This window comes from Streptomyces sp. NPDC001530 (genome assembly GCF_042894545.1).
In the GTDB taxonomy this organism is placed as follows: Bacteria; Actinomycetota; Actinomycetes; order Streptomycetales; family Streptomycetaceae; genus Streptomyces.
In genome coordinates this window covers 26,436-42,982 of sequence record NZ_JBIAVS010000011.1, presented here as the reverse complement: position 1 = coordinate 42,982, position 16,547 = coordinate 26,436, and the positions used below count along the sequence as shown (strand labels likewise).

Genomic DNA, 16,547 nt, shown 5'->3' with positions numbered 1-16,547 from the left:
GCGGCGACCAGCCAGGATGTGCGCTCCTGCGCGGAGCGGCCGCCGTGGCAGCCCGCGTCGACATGGCCGTGGTCGGTGACGACGAGGAACGTCCACTGTTCGTCGTCGTACGCGGGCCGGGAGCGTACGGCGGCCGGCAGGCGGCCCACGCGGGCGTCGGCGCGCTCCACCGCGACCTCGTACGCGTCGCGGCAGCCGAGGAAGTGCGGGCGATCCCTTCGGTGGGGCGGTCACGTACAGCGGTCACACGCTGCGCAGGACCAGGCTGAGGGTGGTCGGGCGGGCGTACAGGGTGTGTTCGGGCAGGGTGCCCGGGCCGCAGGAGGCGGTGCCGATGCCGTGGTGGGCCGCGTCGAGATGGACGTACACCTTGTTCCCGGGTGTCAGGTCGGTGGTGTGGCGGGCCGCGTCTAGCTGTTCGCCGGTCCAGCGGCGCACGGCGAGGTCGAAGGCGCCGGTCACCTCGAGGCCGCCGGCGTCACCGGTCAGCCGGGCCCAGCGCACCTCGCGGCGGTTGCCGTTCTCCTGGGGGCGGACGTACGGGGTCTGCATCGCGTCAACACTGCGCCGGAAGCGGCCCAGGCGCGCCGCGGCGGTCATGTCGCGGTAGGCCTCGCCCGGACCTCTGCCGTACCAGTCGACGGTGTCGATCCAGCCGGGCAGTGCGAGCCGGAGTCCGATCCGGGGGACGGGCAGCGACCAGTCTCCGACCGGGTCGACGGTGAGGTCCAGCCGGAGCACGGTCTCGTCGGCGCGCCAGTTGTACGTCGCGGTCATCGCCGCGTCGCTGCCCGCGGGCGCGATCCGGGTGACGACGGTGAGCCCCTGCGCATTCGGGTCGACGCGGAGGACCTTGGTGGTGAGCCGGTGCAGTCCGAAGGCCCGCCAGCGGTCGGCGAGGCGCGGGCCGAGTACGTCGTTGTCGGTGGGCGCGCGCCACAAGTCCAGTGCAGCGCCGTCGAGTTGGAGCCCTTCGAGGCTGTGCAGCGCGCCGGTGCCGGGGGTGAATCGGGCGGGCCCGAGTTCCAGATGGCCCGCGGCGCGCCGCACCGTCGCACGGCGACGGGGCTCGTCCGGCCGTGCCGGCTCACCCGTGACCGCCTGGCCCCAGGCGATCTCGTGACCGGCTCTGGCCCAGGGCTCGTCGTGGGCGAGTTCCGCGACCACGGTCAGGACACGTTCGCCCTCCCCGGTGCGCCGCAGTTCGGGCCAGGGCAGCACGAGGTGCTCACCTGCCGCCAGTACGGGCACGTCCAGGGCACCTTTGGCGCGAGGTTCGCCGTCGTCCTGGGCCTGCCAGCGAAAGCGCAGGTGAGACGTGTCACGGAAGTCGTGGCCGTTGCGGATCTCGATGATCCGGGCATCCGCGTCGAGATGGATCCGTACGGGCTCGATGACCTTCTTGTACTCGGCCAGGCCCGGCGAGGGCGTCCGGTCGGGGAAGAGGAGACCGTCGGCGACGAAGTTGCCGTCGTGGACGCTCTCGCCGAAGTCGCCGCCGTAGGCGAAGAATTGACGTCCATCGGGGGTGTGGCGCGCGATGCCGTGGTCGATCCACTCCCACACGAAGCCGCCCTGGAGACGTGGGTAGGCCTCGAACAGCCGCTGGTACTCGGTCAGTCCGCCGGGGCCGTTGCCCATGGCGTGGGCGTACTCGCAGAGGATGAAGGGGAGTTCTCGCCGGTGCGCGTCCAGCGCCGGATCGCCGGTGCCGGGTTCCTCGCCGCGGCCGATGAGCTCGGTCTCGGCGTGGTCGGCGTACATACGGCTGTAGACGTCGACGTATCCGCTGTCCCGGTCGCCCTCGTAGTGGATCGGGCGGGAGGGGTCGCGGTCGCGGGTCCAGGCGGCCATCGCGGCGAGGTTCTCGCCGGTGCCGCTCTCGTTGCCGAGGGACCACATGATGACGCTGGGATGGTTCTTGTCGCGCTCCACGACGCGGCGCATCCGGTCCAGGAACGCCTCGCGCCAGCGGGCGTCGGCGCTGGGGTTGCCGCGCCAGTCGACCTGCTCGAAGCCGTGCGTCTCCAGGTCGCACTCGTCGACGACCCACAGCCCGTACTCGTCGCACAGGGCGAGGAATTCGCTGCTGGGCGGATAGTGGCTGGTGCGTACGGCGTTGATGTTGTGCTGCTTCATCAGCAGGACGTCCCGCAGCATCGTGTCGTCCGCGAGGGTGCGTCCGGTCTCCGGGTCCCATTCGTGACGGTTGACGCCGCGCAGCAGCAGGGGGCGGCCGTTGACCCTCAGCAGCCCGTCCTCGACGGCGACCGTGCGGAAGCCGATGCGTACGTGGACGCGCTCGCCGCCCGCCGTCAACTCGCCCAGATACAGGTGGGGTTGTTCCGCGCTCCACGGGACGACGTCCCCGAAGGTGTGCGGTCCTGCCGGGTCGGCGTCCGTGAGGCCGAGGGCGGGCACGCTGAGCCGGGCCGCGCCGCTCGTCTCGATGCGCAGGGTGCCCGTGCCCGTGGTGTGGTCGTAGTCGGCGTGCACGAAGAAGTCGTCGAGGCCGCCGGCCGGCCTGGACAAGAGGCGTACCGAGCGGAAGATCCCGGACAGCCACCACATGTCCTGGTCCTCCAAGTAGCTGCCGGCGGACCACTGGTGCACGCGTACGGCGAGGACGTTGCGGCCCGGACGCAGGGCGTCGGAGGCGTCGAATTCCGTCGGGACGCGGCTGCCCTTGCCGTCGCCGAGGCGTACGCCGTTGAGCCACACCGCGAAGCAGGAGTCGACCCCGTCGAAGCGGAGCACACCCCGGCCCGTGGGCCAGTCGCCGGGGAGGGTGAACTCACGGCGGTACTCCCCGGTCGGGTTCTCGTCGGGGACGCGCGGCGGGTCGATCGGGAAGGGGTAAGTCACGTTCGTGTACGCGGGGGCGCCGACGCCGTGCAGCTGCCAGCAGGAGGGAACCGGCAGCCGGTCCCAGTGGGTGTCGTCGAAGGTGGGCGCCTCGAATCCGGGGGTGAGGTCGGCGAGTCCGGCGGCGGCCCGGAAGCGCCACGGGCCGTCGAGTTCGAGGCGCGGGGCGTCGGAGTCGAAGCAGGCACGGGGTGCGCGGCGGCCGTGGCCCGGTGAGCGGCTCTCGACGTAGTCGGTGTCCAAGTCAGCCATGTGGTGCTCCTGTTCAGGCCGAGCGGGTCAGCTCGTCGGGGCCGACTCCGTACGTGAACGGGAGTCCTTGTGCGTAGCACTGCACCTCGTCCACGGCCCAGTGCGTCATGCGGCCGAGTTCGTTGCCGAGGGAGCCTGCGATGTGCGGGGTGAGCAACACGTTGGGGAGGGTGTAGAGCGGGGATGTGGCGGGGGGTACGTCTGGTTCGGTCACATCGAGTACAGCGTGAAGGCGCCCGGAAACGAGACGCTCGATCAGCGCATCGGTGTCGACGAGTGAACCGCGCGCCGTATGGATGAGCGTCGCGCCGTCTTGAAGGAGCGCGAGCCGGCGCGCGTCGAACATATGGCGCGTCTCGGGGAGCTGGGACGCGTGGTGGATACCACATGGCTGCGCCGGACGAGGTCATCGAGGTCGACGAGTTCCACGCCCAGGGCTCGGGCGTCTTCCTGGTCCAGGTAGGGATCGTGGAGGAGGACATCGAGGTCGAGCGGACGCAGCAGTTCGACGACGCGGCGTCCGATGCGGGAGTCGCCGACGATGCCGACGGTGCGGTGGTAGTTGCCTTAGCCGGTGAAGTACGGGAGCAGCGCGGGCTGTTCGCGTGACCGGGCGTAGCTGCGCGCGATGTCCAGGACCCGCTTGTTCGCGAACAGGATCGCGGCGAGCGTGAACTCGGCGACCGGCAGGGCGTTGGCGGCGGCCGCGGAGGACACGGTGATGCCGCGCTTCCAGACGGACTCGGTGACGTGGTGCTTGAGGGAACCGGCCGCGTGGACGACGGCCCGCAGCCGCGGCATACGACGCAGCGCGTCCTCGGTCAGCCGGGGTGCGCCCCAGTGGGCGAACAGCACCTCGACGGCGGCCAGTTCGGCGGCGTCGGCCGCGGCGAAGTCGGTGATGGGGCCCGAGGTGTTCACGCAGGCGACGGAAGGGAGGCGGTCGAGTGCCCCTTCCGCGAGCAGTGAGCCGTGGATCTCGTGTCCCATGGCGAGGGCGGCCCGCGGGCGCCGGGCCCCGGCCGGCCCGTCCGAGCTGTCCAGGAGGGTGCCTACCGGTACGAGCATGGTCACTTCACCGCGCCGGCGGTCAGGCCCGAGCGCCAGAAGCGCTGGAGGCAGACGAAGGCGACGATCAGCGGGACGACGGCGACGAGCGAGCCGGCGATGACGAGCAAGTAGTACTCGGGCTGCTGCTGCGTGACGCTGTTCCACATGAACAGGCCGAGGTTGACCGGGTAGAGATGCTCGTCGTTCCCCGTCGCCGCCGCATGCGGTGGCGAGCATGCCCAGGGCGGCGATGGTGGCGGTGGCGGCTGTGCGGAACGAACGTGAGGTGCGCGACATGGCACGGCTGCTACGAGACCTCGTGCGGGAAGAGGCGGATGCAGGACATCTTTTGTGCGCACACGACCAGAGTCAAGAGCGTTCGACCAAGACAATCAAAACGATCACACAACGCTCATGACACGAGCGCTTCGCCACCGCAGGACGAACGGATCCTCAAGTCGGGGAGGAGTTCCAGGTGCTGACGAGGTGCCGGACGCTGTCCGCTCGCGCGTTCGGCAAGCCGCTGGAGCAGCAGTTTCGCGGCCAGCTCCCCCACCGAGCGCTTCGGCGGGGCGATGGCCGTCAGGGGGACGTCCGAGAGGCCGGCCACCTCATCGTCGTACGCGATCAGCGCGAGGTCCCCGGGCACGCTGATGCCGCGCGCCTGGAGCTTGGGCACCAGCACGATCGCGTCCTCGTCGTTGTGCACGAGCGCCGCTGTCACGCCGCGCTTCTCCACGGCCTCGACGAGGTAGTCGAGGCCGGCCTCGTAGTCCCCGTGCTCGCGGACCGACGGTGCGCCGGAGTCGACGTCCAGGCCCAGGGACTGCACGGCCGCCAGGTAGCCCGCCGAGATCTGTGCGGCGTGCGGCCCCTCCTGGAGCACCGCGGCGATCCTGCGGTGCCCGAGGGACGCGAAGTGTCCGACCGCCACGGCGGCTCCGTGCGCCCGGTCGGTGCGCACCCGGTCGAGGGCGGCCGCGGGGTTCCCGGCCGGCGCGGAGCGCTCGACCAGGACGGTCGGAACAGCGCACTCCAGGAGCCACTTCTCCTGTCCCCCCACGGGCACACCGCCGAACCAGCTGGGCGCGACGAGCAGCCCCTCCGCACCGCCCGCGATCAGGTGTTCCGCCTGCACGGCGTCCTCGGAGTCGACGTATCCGGTCATCCCGAGGACCAAGCGACCACCCTTGGCCCCGACGGCCTCGCGGGCGCCGCGGACGATGTCCGCGAAGATGTAGTTGGTGGTGGGCACGATCATTCCGATCACGGCGCCCTCGGCGGACTCCTGCCGGGGCTGCGCCTCGGCGTCCGTGTCGCCCGGCCAGACCACCGCGCCGTGCAGCCGGTGCACCCGGCCCTGTGCCGCGAGGGCCTCCACGTCACGCCTCAAGGTCACCGCGGAGACGCCGAGTTCGGCCGCGAGGTCGGCGACCCGGAGGCTGCCGTGCTCCCGGACGAGTTCGAGTACCCGCTCATGACGCTGGTCGACGTGCAGTCGCATGGGCTCCCCCTGGGGCATGGCCGGACGGACGAACTACGGGCGAATGCGGAGCGTGATCCCGTGTGCTTACTGTACGCCCACAATCGTATCGATCGTTTACGATCAATACGATCAGACATATCCGAATAACCCACGCGTCGGTCATACAACGCGAAGAATGGGTAAGACCACCTTCGGGGAGCGGAGAGGGTCGCAGTGGGTGCGAGCGAGGAACGAGACGTGCTGGCCCGCCGGCGCTTCGACATGGCGGACGCCGCGCCACTGCTGCTCGATGCCCGTATGGCCGTGACCAGCTGGACCGCCGACGCCGAACGGCTGCTCGGGTACCCGGCCGCCGAGGTGCTGGGACGGCGGGCGGCCGAACTGCTGCTCCCCGAGGACGCGGCGAGGATCCCGGCGCTGGTCGAGGGCTGCCGCGAAGACACTGGCTGGACCGGACTGCTGTCCGTGCTCCACCGGGACGGGCACCCGGTCCTGCTGATGGTGCGGGTCGTTCCGGCACAGCGGAGCGGCGGCCCGGCGCACTGGGTGGTACTGCTCGCGGATCTGGAGGGCGGTCCCGGCTGGGACATGAGCCGGTCCGTGCTGGAGCGGATGGCCGCGCGCTCGCCGGTGGGCATCGCGATCGTGGACACGCAGCTGCGCTACGTGTGGTCGAACGCCGCGCTGGAGGAGTACGGCGGGGGCCCGCCCCAGCAGCGACTCGGACGACGGCTGGCCGAGGTGCAGCCCGGCCTGAACGCCGAGCGGCTCGAGGCGCAGATGCGCCAGGTGCTGGAGACCGGCGAGCCGGTGGTCGCCTACGAGCACGTGGGCCGCATACGGTCCGCGCCGAACCGGGAGACGGCCCACTCGATGTCGTTCATCCGGCTGGAGGACGACCAGGGTCAGCCGATCGGCGTGTACTACACCGTCGTCGACGTCTCGGAGCGCTACCGCGCCCGTCGGCGGCTCGCCCTGCTGGACCGGGCCGGCGAGCACATCGGCCGCAGCCTGGACGTCCAGCAGACCGCGCAGGAGCTGGCCGACGTCGCGGTGCCGGGGCTTGCGGACTTCGTCGCCGTGGACCTGCTGGAGTCCGTGCTCAAGGGTGCGGAGCCCGCGCCCGACACGGACACGGTGCCACTGCGGCGCGCCGGACACCAGTCGGTGCGGCGAGGCGTCCCCGAAACCGCCGTCGAGATCGGTGAAGTGGCGTCCTACCGCGCCGGGTCTCCCCCGGTCCGGTGCCTGGCCGAGGGCGAGTCCTGGCGCGAGGAGCGGCTCGACCCGCTGGCCAGGGAGTGGGCCACGAATGTCCCCGACGGCCGGGCCGTCACCTTCCTCGACCTTGGGCTGCACAGCGTCATGATCGTGCCCGTCCGCGCCCGCGGCATCACCCTGGGCATTGCGACGTTCTTCCGGCGCACCCACCAGGACCCCTTCGACGAGGACGATCTGAGCCTCGCCGAGGAGTTCGTCGGCCGGGCGGCGCTGTGTATCGACAACGCCCGCCGCTACACCCGCGAGCGCGACGCGGCCCTCGTCCTGCAGCGCAATCTGCTGCCCCACGGCTTCCCCGAGCAGGAGGCGGTGGAGGTCTCCGCCTGCTACCGGCCCGCCGACGAACTGACCGGCCTCGCCGGGGACTGGTTCGACGTCATTCCGCTGTCCGGGGCCCGGGTGGCCCTGGTGGTCGGCGAGGTCGCGGGGCACGGCATCGACGGCGCCGCGGCGATGGGACGGCTGCGGGCCGCCGTGCAGACCCTCGCCGACCTGGACCTGCCTCCCGAGGAGGTGCTCGCCCACCTCGACGACCTGGTCAGCCGCGCCGCCCGGGAGGAGGGCTCGGGCGCGGACACCCGTACGAGCGGTATGCAGGCGGTGGGCGCAAGTTGTCTGTACGTGGTGTACGACCCGGTGAGCGGTCAGTGCCTCATGGCGGGTGCGGGCCATCCCGCGCCCGCGATCGTCACCCCCGACGGCACCGTCACCTTCGCGGAACTCCCCGACGGCCCGGCGCTCGGCGTGGGCGGCCTGCCCTTCGAATCGATCGAGTTCACCCTGGCGGAGGGCAGCGTGCTCGCCCTGCACACCGACGGTCTTATCGCCACACCCCGTACGGGGCGGGATCCGGAGGCGGGCAGGGAGCGGTTGCGCCGCGCGCTGGCGTCGCACGAAGGGCCGTTGGACGGGCTGTGCCGCACCATCGTGGACGACCTCGTGCCGACGCGTCCGTACGACGACGTGGCGCTGTTGATGGCCCGCACGCGGCGTCTGGGGGCCGAGCAGGTCGCGACCTGGGACCTGAGCGTCGACCCGGCCGTCGTCGCCGAGGCCCGGAAGGCGTCGACCCAGCAGCTGTCCGCGTGGGGCCTGGACGAGCTGGCCTTCACCACGGAACTGGTCGTCAGCGAACTCGTCACGAACGCCATCCGGTACGCCTGCGGCCCGATCCGGTTGCGGCTGATCACCGAACAGGCGCTGATCTGCGAGGTGTTCGACGGCGGCGCCACCGCCCCCCATCTGCGCCATCCGAAGACGACCGACGAGGGCGGCCGCGGTCTGTTCCTGATCTCCCAGTTCACCCAGCGCTGGGGCACGCGCTACACCCCCGAGGGAAAGATCATCTGGGCCGAGCAGTCCCTCACCGAGCCGCCCCTGTGAAGACGTACGCGTGCGGGGGCCGCTCCGCCGAACGCCCCCGCACGCAGGCCTGCCGGGTCAGCAATCGCGGAACTCGGGCGACTGGTTGAGGATCTGTGAGCGCAGGGACGTGAACCGGGTGTGGGTCTCGCCGCCCTGGGCCTCGGGGCGGAAGACGGCGACCCGGTGACAGTTCATGAAGGCGAGGGTGACGCCGAAGTGCCGCTCCAGGCTGCCGCGGATAGCGTCGCTGGCCAGCGCCCGCAGCAGCTGTCCGCGCTCCTTCTCCGACGGCGGCGGAGTGTGGTTGTCCGTGAACTCCCTTGCTCCATCCCGTAGTTCGGCGACCAGACCGGCGATGAGGTGGTAGGCGTACGGCAGGGAGGTACGCACGGTTTCCACGAAGTCCGCTTCGCGGACCCGGCCGTGTTCGGCTTCGGCGAGCAGCTTCGGGGAGACGTCGAGTGACATGAAGGAGAGTCCTGTCGCTAGGTGGTTCGCTAGTGCGTGGAGGATGCTCAGCCGACGGTCGGCCCGAGGGCGACCGGGCCGTGTCGGCTCGGCTCGAGGGCGCCCGGGCCGTGCCGGAAGCCGGGGTCGACCTGCGCGGAGAGGTCGCTGCCGGTGGCCCGGTCGGCCCAGGCCGCGGCGTTGCGGAGGTGGAAGGCGACGGCGTGTTCCTGGAAGGCCGTCCAGTCCTTGGTGCGGGCGTCCAGCGCGGCGCGCAGCTGGCGCAGGGCGTGGCGGTTGTGCGGTTCCAAGTCGCCCTGCGGACGCCCCTGTTCCTCGGCCCGCACCCAGGAGGAATGCTGAAAGTACGTCAGGAGGTGGTCCCCGACGTGTTCTTTGAGGAACAGGATGTCGTCCTCGCCGGTGACCTTGTTGCCGATGACCGCGACCGGGATGCCGAACTCCTCGGCGTTGTCGCGGTATTGACGGTAGACGGAGACGCCCTTGCGGGTGGGTTCGGCGACCAGGAAGGTCAGGTCGAAGCGGGTGAACAGCCCGGAGGCGAAGGCGTCCGCGCCGGCGGTCATGTCGACGACGACGTACTCGCCGGGTCCGTCGACGAGGTGGTTGAGGTAGAGCTCCACGGCACCGAGCTTGGAGTGATAGCAGGCCACCCCGAGGTCGCTCTCGTCGAACTCGCCCGTGACCATCAGCGACACGCCGCCCACCCGCTGGATGTGGTGGGAGTGCACCGCGTCGTCGCCGAGCAGCCGCAGCAGGCGTGAACCCCGTCCCGGCGGGGTGGTCTTGATCATGGCCTCGCGCGAGGTGATGCGGGGGTTGTCGCCGCGCAGATGGTCCTTGATCTCGCCGAGCCGTGCGCTGAGGGGCGGCGCGGCGAAGGGTTCGTCGTCGCCGAGGCCGAGGGCGTGGGCCAGATGCTGGTTGATGTCGCCGTCGATGGCGACGAGGGGCGCTCCGGAGTGCGCCAGATGGCGGGAGAAGAGGGCCGACAGCGTGGTCTTGCCGCTGCCGCCCTTTCCGACGAAGGCGGCGCGCATGTCAGCCCTCCGGGCGCAGCAGCCCGCGCTCGTACGCCGTGGCCAGCCGCTGCGGGACGAGGTACGACGAGCCGTCGACGGTGACCGGCACGAGCTGCGGCGTCGCGGCCTTCCATTGTGCGCGGCGGTGACGGGTGTTGCTGCGGGACATCTTCCGCTTGGGGACGGCCATGGGGATCTCCTGGATCGGTTAGCTGGCGGGCCCCAAAGCTATATGAAAATGGATCCCATTACCAAGCGAGCCACCGGCGATGTGTCGCCGCGAGCTTTCGCTGGTCGAAGGGCTTACGGGCGCACCGAGTTGACGGAAGGTTGACCAAATCCCTGGAGATCACTGACGCACGCGTCTATAGGGTCTGCCGCATGCCCCCACAACCTCCGAGAACACCGGCGCTCCCGGTCCTCCCCTATCGGAAGCCCACCCGCGATCGCGACTACTGGGTCTTCGACAATGTGCTGCCCGACGTGGATGCCGTCCGGGCCCGGTGCGTCGCCAAGGACGACTGGGTCAAGGGGTATCCGTACACGTCGGAGAGCTGGCCCGGCCTGCGGACGATGCCCGGGCTCGAGCCGGAGGAGTTGACGCGCGCAGAGCGGCTGGTGAAGAAGGCCACCGGCGCCCAGAAGCTGTGGCAGCAGACGACGCCGTCCGGCGCCACCCTCAACCACAACTGCATCCAGGTGGTCGGCAAGGACGAGGGGGAGCCGCGCCCCCACACGGATTCACGCGCGCTGTGCCGTTACGCCGCGGTGCTCTACCTGAATCCGAACGTTCCCAAGAACTGCGGCACCAGCTTCTACCGGCAGAACCTGCCCGGCGGCCGGCTGGGCGGGAACGTGGTGGCCGCGCCGCACAACAACCTGGTCGAGGCGCTGGGTACGCGCTTCGTCCCGCCGGACTCCTTCGTCGAGGACATCGCCGTCCCGCACCGGTACAACCGGCTGCTGCTCTACAACGCCAACCTGATACACAGCGCCACCGAGTACTGCGGCAGCACCATGGAGGACAAGCGGATGACCGCGGTCTTCTTCTGGATGGCGTGAACTTTCTCTTTCGGACCACCTGATCCAGGATCGCCCGACCCCGCACGGCGTGATCCTCGACGGCTGTTCGTGACGTCGAGCGGCCCCGGACCCAAGGACAGTCCGGGACCGCTCGGCGTGCACACCGGCTTCGGCTCAAGGCGCTCGACCGGGCCTGAGCCACACTTGAGCTCAAGGCACTCGACCGGCCCGAGCCGCACCCGTCACCGGCCGGCGGGCCGCACTGCGGCCACCTGCTCCAGGAACACGTCGACCAGTGCGTACGCCTGTTGGCGGGAGTCCTCGCGCAGCGCGCGTGTCTCTGCGAGCAGCCGATCGGGGTCCACGCCATGCTCGCCGGCCTGGCCCCAGCCACCCAGGTCGAGCCACTGCCGGAGTGTCGCTTCGGTGCTTTCGGGGTGGAACTGCGCCCCGAGCACCCGGCCGGACCGGAACGCCTGCGTGCCGACGGGACCACGGGCCCATTCGACGGCGCCCGGCGGCACCACGAAGCGGTCGAAGTGCCACTGGAACCAGGGCCCCGTCGGGATGAGGCCCGGCCGGTCGGACTCGATGCTCATCCAGCCGATTTCGGGACGCGGCGCCCGCGCCCAGGTCCTCAAGGGAGGGCGACAAGGTCGTCATGTGGTACGCCTCCGGCAACCGCGACGAGAAGGTTTTCGACAACCCGTACGCCTTCGACGTCACCCGGCAGGTCAATGACCACGTCACCTTCGGCAAGGGCAGCCCGCATCTGTGCCTGGGCAACCTCCTGGCCCGCACCGAGATCCGCATCATGTTCGAGGAGCTGATCCCGCGGTTCGCCGACATCCGTCTCACCGGCGAGGTCCCGCGCGTCCGCTCGAATTTCGTCAACGGCATCAAGAGGCTGCCGGTCGAGGTCACCCTGGCCTGACCCGGCGGACCAGGGAGCCTGACGCCGCACGCCCGCGCATTTCGCGTCCGCATCCGGACATTCCGGCGCTACGGCTCGGTTACGCCTTCCTCAAGTTCTGGTGGCCGAGTGGTGAGCTGGTCATGATGGACGCATGACGTTGGCCTTGAGAGCCATGACACGACTGGCGGACTGGCCGGACCTCGCGGAGGTCCGGCCGAGTTGCGGCACGGGACGGGCGCTGTGCTCGGCCCAGGGCGAGATCGTCCACTTCCATACGGACCACGACGTCGACCTGCACCTCACGGACCGGGCCATCCGGCGCTTCGAGGACCACCTCAAGGGCGCGACCGCGGTCCGCATGGTGCCCGGCTCGCGCTGGGTGACCATCCACCTGGAAGTCGACTCGGACATCGACCTGCTGCTGACCCTGGTCAGCGTCGCCCTCCAGGCCCACCAGTCATGGCCGGTTCCCGGCGATGCGCCGTCGGCGGGCTGCAACGACCACTGAGCGCCCGCCGCCGCCTCACACCAGCACCTCACTCGCCGTACGACCTCACGGCAGAACGCGCCGACCCCGTGCGGATCGTCGGTGAACTGCGACGGCTTCACACAGAACGCGGTGAAGCCCTGCGCCATCTGTTCCGGGATCGACTCCAGCGCCGGGCCGAGTTCCGCACACGAGTCATTGTCCGGGAAGACCGGCGCGTGCCGCCGATCATCTCCAGGTCGGCGATGTCCCGTCCCGCCGCGCTCATCGCATCGGCGAGCTTGCTCATCTCCTCGGGCGTGGGCCGTCCCAGCGGGTTGAAGGCGTGCCCGTGGTCCACGATCCGGCGGACCATCGCGTCGTGCATGCCCGAGCCGCCGAAGCACAGGCTTCGACGGCCGGCCCTTCCCGGTGCACCGGCCCGAGGAGATCGCGGCGGCCGTCTACCATCTCGTCTCGGACCTGGCGAGAGGCGTCAACGGGACCGCCCACGTGCTGGACTTCGGGGGCCTGGGCCGGTCGGCGTTCCCCGCCTGATCGTCGCGACTCGCATACGTCCTCCCGTCGCCGTGTGCCAACTGGTCGCTGGGCAGTGGTCGCACGGGAGGCAAGGGTTGCCGCTCAGCGGCCGCCCGCGCTGTCGGCCGGCGTCACGCAAGAGCCCCGGCACTCACGCACGGGCCGAGTGCCGGGGCTCGTCAAACGGGTCATCGAGGGCCGATGACGATGACGCCGGGCGTCAGGAGCGGCCGCCCGCGATGCGCCGACGGCGGGTGGCGACGGTGATCGCGGCACCGGCCGCGAGGACCGCCACGGCGCCGGCCGCGATCGGCAGGGTGTTGCCGCCACCGGTCTCCGCGAGGTCGCCGGGCGGGGTCGACTCGCCGCCGTCCGGCGAGGGAGCCGGCGGCGTGGTCGACTCCGACGCCGACGGGGTCGCGGACGTTTCGGGCGCCGAAGGCGTCGTCGGAGTCGCGGGCGTCGACGCGGTCGGGGTACCGGGCGTCTCCGCGGGCGGCGTCGAGGCGGGCGGCGTGGTCTCCGGGGTGGTCGGCTGCGTCGTGCAGTCCTTCTTGCCGCCATTCCACGCCATGATCAGCTTGTCCTTGATGACCGCGTGGTCCGGACCCGCCGGCAGGTCACCGTGCTCGAAGCCGTCGTTGGCGTCGTACTTGCCGTCGAACTTGACGGCGCCACGGTAGAGGTCGATCTGCGCGAAGCAGCCGGCGTCGGGCACCGAGATGTCGAGGGAGTCGGTGGCGCCCGGCTTGACCGTGACCGTGTCGAAGTCGTGGAAGACCTGGACGCCGGAGGTCTTGAAGGTGGCGCCGTGGGTGCGGTACGCGGCCAGCGAGGCGGTGCAGGTGTCGGCGTCGCTCGCCGTGCGGACCTTGATGTGGACCTTGCCGTCGTCGGTCGGCTTGAGGTTCTCGTCGTCGACGCGGACCGAGTCGTAGAAGTTCGTCCCGTCCAGGGAGAACTGACAGCGATCGGTCGCGGTCGCCGTGCCCGCGCCCTGCCCGGGTGCATAACCGCCGGCGGCCTGGTCCCAGCCGTCGCCACCGGGCTTGTCGGTGGCCGACGCGGTGGTCGTGGCCGCGGAGAGGGCAAGTGCCGCCGCGCCCGTCCCCAGCAGGCAGCGAAGGCTGACACGTCTCGCTATGGACATGCAGATCCCATCTTGATGATGCGAAACCCGGTCGACGGCAGCAGGGCTGCACGAAGCAACCGGGGGCCGCACCGGGGGAAATGGTCGAAGAAACACTGGGCTCATTGGTCACATGGGCCACGGTGCGACCACATAGTCGATCACCGCGCAGGGGCTGTCAACCTCGTTGAATACACAAGGACTTCACGGGCGATCACATTTCAGCCACATGAGGAATCTGGAAATCCGGAGTCGCCGACCGGACACCGGCGAAGGAAAGCGAGCGAGGAACTCAGTTCCCTCTTGGGTGAGCACTGAGTGCCATGCCGCTCGCTTCGATGCTAGTTTCCCGTCCATGAACGAGGGACCCCGGCGCCGCGAGCCCGCCGACGCGACGACCGTGAAGCCGCCCATGCGGGACGCCCTGGTCGCGGCGGCCTTCCAGCTCTTCCTGGAGCGCGGCTACGAGCAGACCACGGTCGACGACATCGTGGCGCTCGCCGGGGTCGGCCGCCGGTCGTTCTTCCGCTACTTCCCGTCCAAGGAGGACGTGGTCTTCCCGGACCACGAGCGCTGCCTGGCCGACATGACGGCGTTCCTGAGCGATGGCGCCGACGCGGACGACCCGGTGCAGCGGGTCTGCGACGCCGCCCGGCTCGTGCTGCGTATGTACGCCGAGAACCCGACGTTCTCCGTCCAGCGCTACCGCCTCACCAAGAAGGTCCCCGGCCTGCGCGCGTACGAGTTGTCGGTCGTCTGGCGTTACGAGCGCGCCCTCGCCGAGTATCTGCGCGGGCGCTTCGCCGGCCGGCGCGACGGCACGCTGCAGGCCGATGTCATCGCCGCGGCCGTGGTCGCCGCACACAACAACGGCCTGCGCTCCTGGCTGCGGTCGGACGGGCAGGGGGACGCGACCGCCGCGGTGGACCACGCGCTCGGGTATGTGCGGGACACCTTCGGGAGCGCGCCCGGTGACACGGCGTCCGAGGAGCGGGAGGACGTGGTGGTCGTGATCTCCCGGCGCGGCGCCCCGATATGGCGCGTCGTCCAGGAGATCGAGTCCACGCTCGGCCGGGACTGATCGCCACCCCGCTCCGGCCGAATTGAAGGTACTGAGTGCCTTTACGGGTGGCACTCAGTGCCATACTCTGTGGTCGTGCACGGCGATCCGGGCACCTTCAGATTCCGGCCGAGCGCAGGGAGATGACATCGTGTACCACCCAGGAATCGCCCTTCATCCGGGGCTCGGAGCCGCGCCGGACGTGCTCGACGCGGCCCCTGCGGAGAACACCGCCGACGCTCTCCTCTTCCAGCGGTGCCACTGGTGCGGCACCGCGATGTACCACCGCCTCCTCTGCCCGGTCTGCGCGGGCAGCGACCTGCGGACGGAAGCGAGCGCGGGGACGGGCATCGTCCGTCATTCCACCGTGATCCACCGCAACACGCCGGCGGCGCGCAACGTCTCCCTCATCGAGATGGCGGAGGGGTTCACCGTCCGGGGCCGGGTCATGGGCCCGCCCGCCACCATCCACAGCGGTGACCGCGTGCAACTCGCCACCGTCCAGGACCCGGTGCGCCGACAGCCCGTATTCCAGCTCATCGACGGCCCCTACGGAAGTTGGGGCTGACGACCGCCGGTCGGCCCGCCGCCGGGGCAGCCCGCTCGCGGACGAGGACCTGGCCGCGCCGACGAGGGAAGTCCCGTAAGGCGCTCCCCCACACGAAAGCGACGCGCGCCTGAACGAACCGGCGTGCGGGGCCGGTTCGTTCAGGCGCCGGGACGGACGGTCTGCTCAGAGGACGGTCAACTGGCAGGCCCGTCAGCTGACAAGAACCGTCAGCCGAGAAGGCCCGTCAGCCGTAGGTGATGTCGGACGTCGCGTACTTGCAGTACGTGCCGTCGGGACCGGTGCCGTTCTTGGTCGGCTCCGCCCCCGTGTTGTTGCCGATGTACTTCTGGCAGGGAATGATCTTCTTGCTGGTGTCCCCGACGATCTTGATGGCCTTCAGCGTCGCGCTGTCGCCGTAGTTGGTGTTGATGCCGACGATCCGGCTTCCCTTGTAGGTCGCCTCGATGGTGTTGAGGTTGATCGTCCGCTTGTACTGCGTCTTGCAGTTGCCGCACGACCGGACGAAGGTGCCGAAATTCTGCACCGCGAAGTTCGAGACGTTCAGCGTTCCGGCGCCGTTGAACTGGAACACCTTGTCGCTGGCTTCCTTCGCGCCACCGCCGGAGACGGTGTAGACGTTGGACGACGAGGAGCCGAGGAACGTCGCCGCGTCCTCGCCGACGTCCTCCCACCAGACGTTCTGCAGCGTGCAGCTGCCCAGGCAGTGGATGCCGTCCGCGGCGGGCGAGCCGATGATGACGTTCTTCAGGACGGCGCCGGGGGCCAGTTCCAGGATCGGGTCCTGGTCCTCGTTCTGACCTCCGGTGCCCAGGTCGCCGCTGCCGTAGAGGCGCTTCATCCCGTAGTCCTTGGTGCCGGAGACCGGGATGGTGGCGGTGACCGCCTGGCTGCCGTTCGCGGTGGGCCAGGTGGCGGCGCTCGCCGGAGACAGGGCACCCTCGGTCATGATCATGACAGCCGAGAGGCCGAATGCCGCCAGTGTTCCGGTCAGTGCGCGCCGGCGGGCGCGCTGACGTGCTGGTGAAGTCATGTCCCGATGCCTTCTTCCGGTGT

General features: G+C 70.3%; 13 protein-coding genes and 3 pseudogenes. 6 read left to right on the top strand and 10 right to left on the bottom strand.

Annotated elements, in window-relative coordinates; translation table 11 throughout:
* Positions 1–243: 243 nt before the first annotated feature.
* The 4 genes and pseudogenes from ACFY0T_RS23080 to ACFY0T_RS23065 form a co-directional block, all read right to left on the bottom strand.
* Positions 244–3,117: a glycoside hydrolase family 2 TIM barrel-domain containing protein gene (locus ACFY0T_RS23080; RefSeq protein ID WP_388873579.1), complete on the bottom strand. Its 2,874-nt coding sequence runs from the start codon at positions 3,115–3,117 to the stop codon at positions 244–246.
* Positions 3,118–3,130: 13 nt separating this feature from the next.
* Positions 3,131–4,107: pseudogene (locus tag ACFY0T_RS23075) on the bottom strand (hydroxyacid dehydrogenase).
* An 80-nt stretch (positions 4,108–4,187) separates the two neighbouring features.
* Positions 4,188–4,373 (bottom strand): annotated as a pseudogene (locus tag ACFY0T_RS23070) (carbohydrate ABC transporter permease); the annotation flags it as partial.
* Positions 4,374–4,579: 206 nt separating this feature from the next.
* Positions 4,580–5,671, bottom strand: coding sequence for a substrate-binding domain-containing protein (locus ACFY0T_RS23065; protein ID WP_388873576.1), 1,092 nt, complete (start codon positions 5,669–5,671; stop codon positions 4,580–4,582).
* Between the two features lie 195 nt (positions 5,672–5,866).
* Here ACFY0T_RS23065 and ACFY0T_RS23060 point away from each other — a divergent pair, with 195 nt between their 5' ends.
* A complete protein-coding gene (locus ACFY0T_RS23060) occupies positions 5,867–8,317 on the top strand; it encodes a SpoIIE family protein phosphatase (protein WP_388873573.1) in 2,451 nt (816 codons plus the stop codon).
* A 57-nt stretch (positions 8,318–8,374) separates the two neighbouring features.
* On the opposite strand, the gene ACFY0T_RS23055 is transcribed toward ACFY0T_RS23060, so the two are convergent.
* Genes ACFY0T_RS23055 through rpmF form a run of 3 tightly spaced genes read right to left on the bottom strand, consistent with a single transcriptional unit; the run spans position 8,375 to position 9,979 of the window.
* Complete coding sequence (locus ACFY0T_RS23055; protein WP_388873570.1) at positions 8,375–8,767, bottom strand: SCO5389 family protein; 393 nt, start codon at positions 8,765–8,767, stop codon at positions 8,375–8,377.
* A gap of 47 nt (positions 8,768–8,814) precedes the next feature.
* Complete coding sequence (locus ACFY0T_RS23050) at positions 8,815–9,807, bottom strand: ATP-binding protein (protein ID WP_388873567.1); 993 nt, start codon at positions 9,805–9,807, stop codon at positions 8,815–8,817.
* A gap of 1 nt (position 9,808) precedes the next feature.
* Positions 9,809–9,979: a 50S ribosomal protein L32 gene (gene rpmF, locus ACFY0T_RS23045; RefSeq protein ID WP_388873564.1), complete on the bottom strand. Its 171-nt coding sequence runs from the start codon at positions 9,977–9,979 to the stop codon at positions 9,809–9,811.
* A gap of 191 nt (positions 9,980–10,170) precedes the next feature.
* On the opposite strand from rpmF, the gene ACFY0T_RS23040 reads away from it, so the two are divergent.
* Positions 10,171–10,851 carry a DUF6445 family protein gene (locus ACFY0T_RS23040; RefSeq protein ID WP_388873562.1) on the top strand — a complete coding sequence of 227 codons (681 nt, stop codon included), beginning with the start codon at positions 10,171–10,173 and terminating at the stop codon, positions 10,849–10,851.
* 203 nt (positions 10,852–11,054) lie between these two features.
* Here ACFY0T_RS23040 and ACFY0T_RS23035 read toward each other — a convergent pair whose 3' ends face one another.
* Positions 11,055–11,411 (bottom strand): hypothetical protein, encoded by a 357-nt coding sequence (locus ACFY0T_RS23035; RefSeq protein WP_388873559.1) that lies wholly within the window; start codon positions 11,409–11,411, stop codon positions 11,055–11,057.
* Between the two features lie 41 nt (positions 11,412–11,452).
* Between ACFY0T_RS23035 and ACFY0T_RS23030 the strand changes: the two are divergent.
* Positions 11,453–11,746: pseudogene (locus ACFY0T_RS23030) on the top strand (cytochrome P450); the annotation flags it as partial.
* A gap of 133 nt (positions 11,747–11,879) precedes the next feature.
* Entirely contained in the window at positions 11,880–12,236 is a 357-nt protein-coding gene (locus ACFY0T_RS23025; protein WP_388873556.1) for a luciferase family protein, read from the top strand.
* A gap of 718 nt (positions 12,237–12,954) precedes the next feature.
* On the opposite strand, the gene ACFY0T_RS23020 is transcribed toward ACFY0T_RS23025, so the two are convergent.
* Positions 12,955–13,884: an LAETG motif-containing sortase-dependent surface protein gene (locus tag ACFY0T_RS23020; RefSeq protein ID WP_388873553.1), complete on the bottom strand. Its 930-nt coding sequence runs from the start codon at positions 13,882–13,884 to the stop codon at positions 12,955–12,957.
* 391 nt (positions 13,885–14,275) lie between these two features.
* On the opposite strand from ACFY0T_RS23020, the gene ACFY0T_RS23015 reads away from it, so the two are divergent.
* Positions 14,276–14,944 (top strand): TetR family transcriptional regulator, encoded by a 669-nt coding sequence (locus tag ACFY0T_RS23015; protein ID WP_388874339.1) that lies wholly within the window; start codon positions 14,276–14,278, stop codon positions 14,942–14,944.
* Between the two features lie 130 nt (positions 14,945–15,074).
* Positions 15,075–15,491 (top strand): Zn-ribbon domain-containing OB-fold protein, encoded by a 417-nt coding sequence (locus tag ACFY0T_RS23010; RefSeq protein ID WP_388873550.1) that lies wholly within the window; start codon positions 15,075–15,077, stop codon positions 15,489–15,491.
* 226 nt (positions 15,492–15,717) lie between these two features.
* Here ACFY0T_RS23010 and ACFY0T_RS23005 read toward each other — a convergent pair whose 3' ends face one another.
* Positions 15,718–16,524, bottom strand: a complete 807-nt coding sequence (locus ACFY0T_RS23005; RefSeq protein WP_388873548.1) for a pectate lyase — start codon at positions 16,522–16,524, stop codon at positions 15,718–15,720.
* Positions 16,525–16,547: the final 23 nt, after the last annotated feature.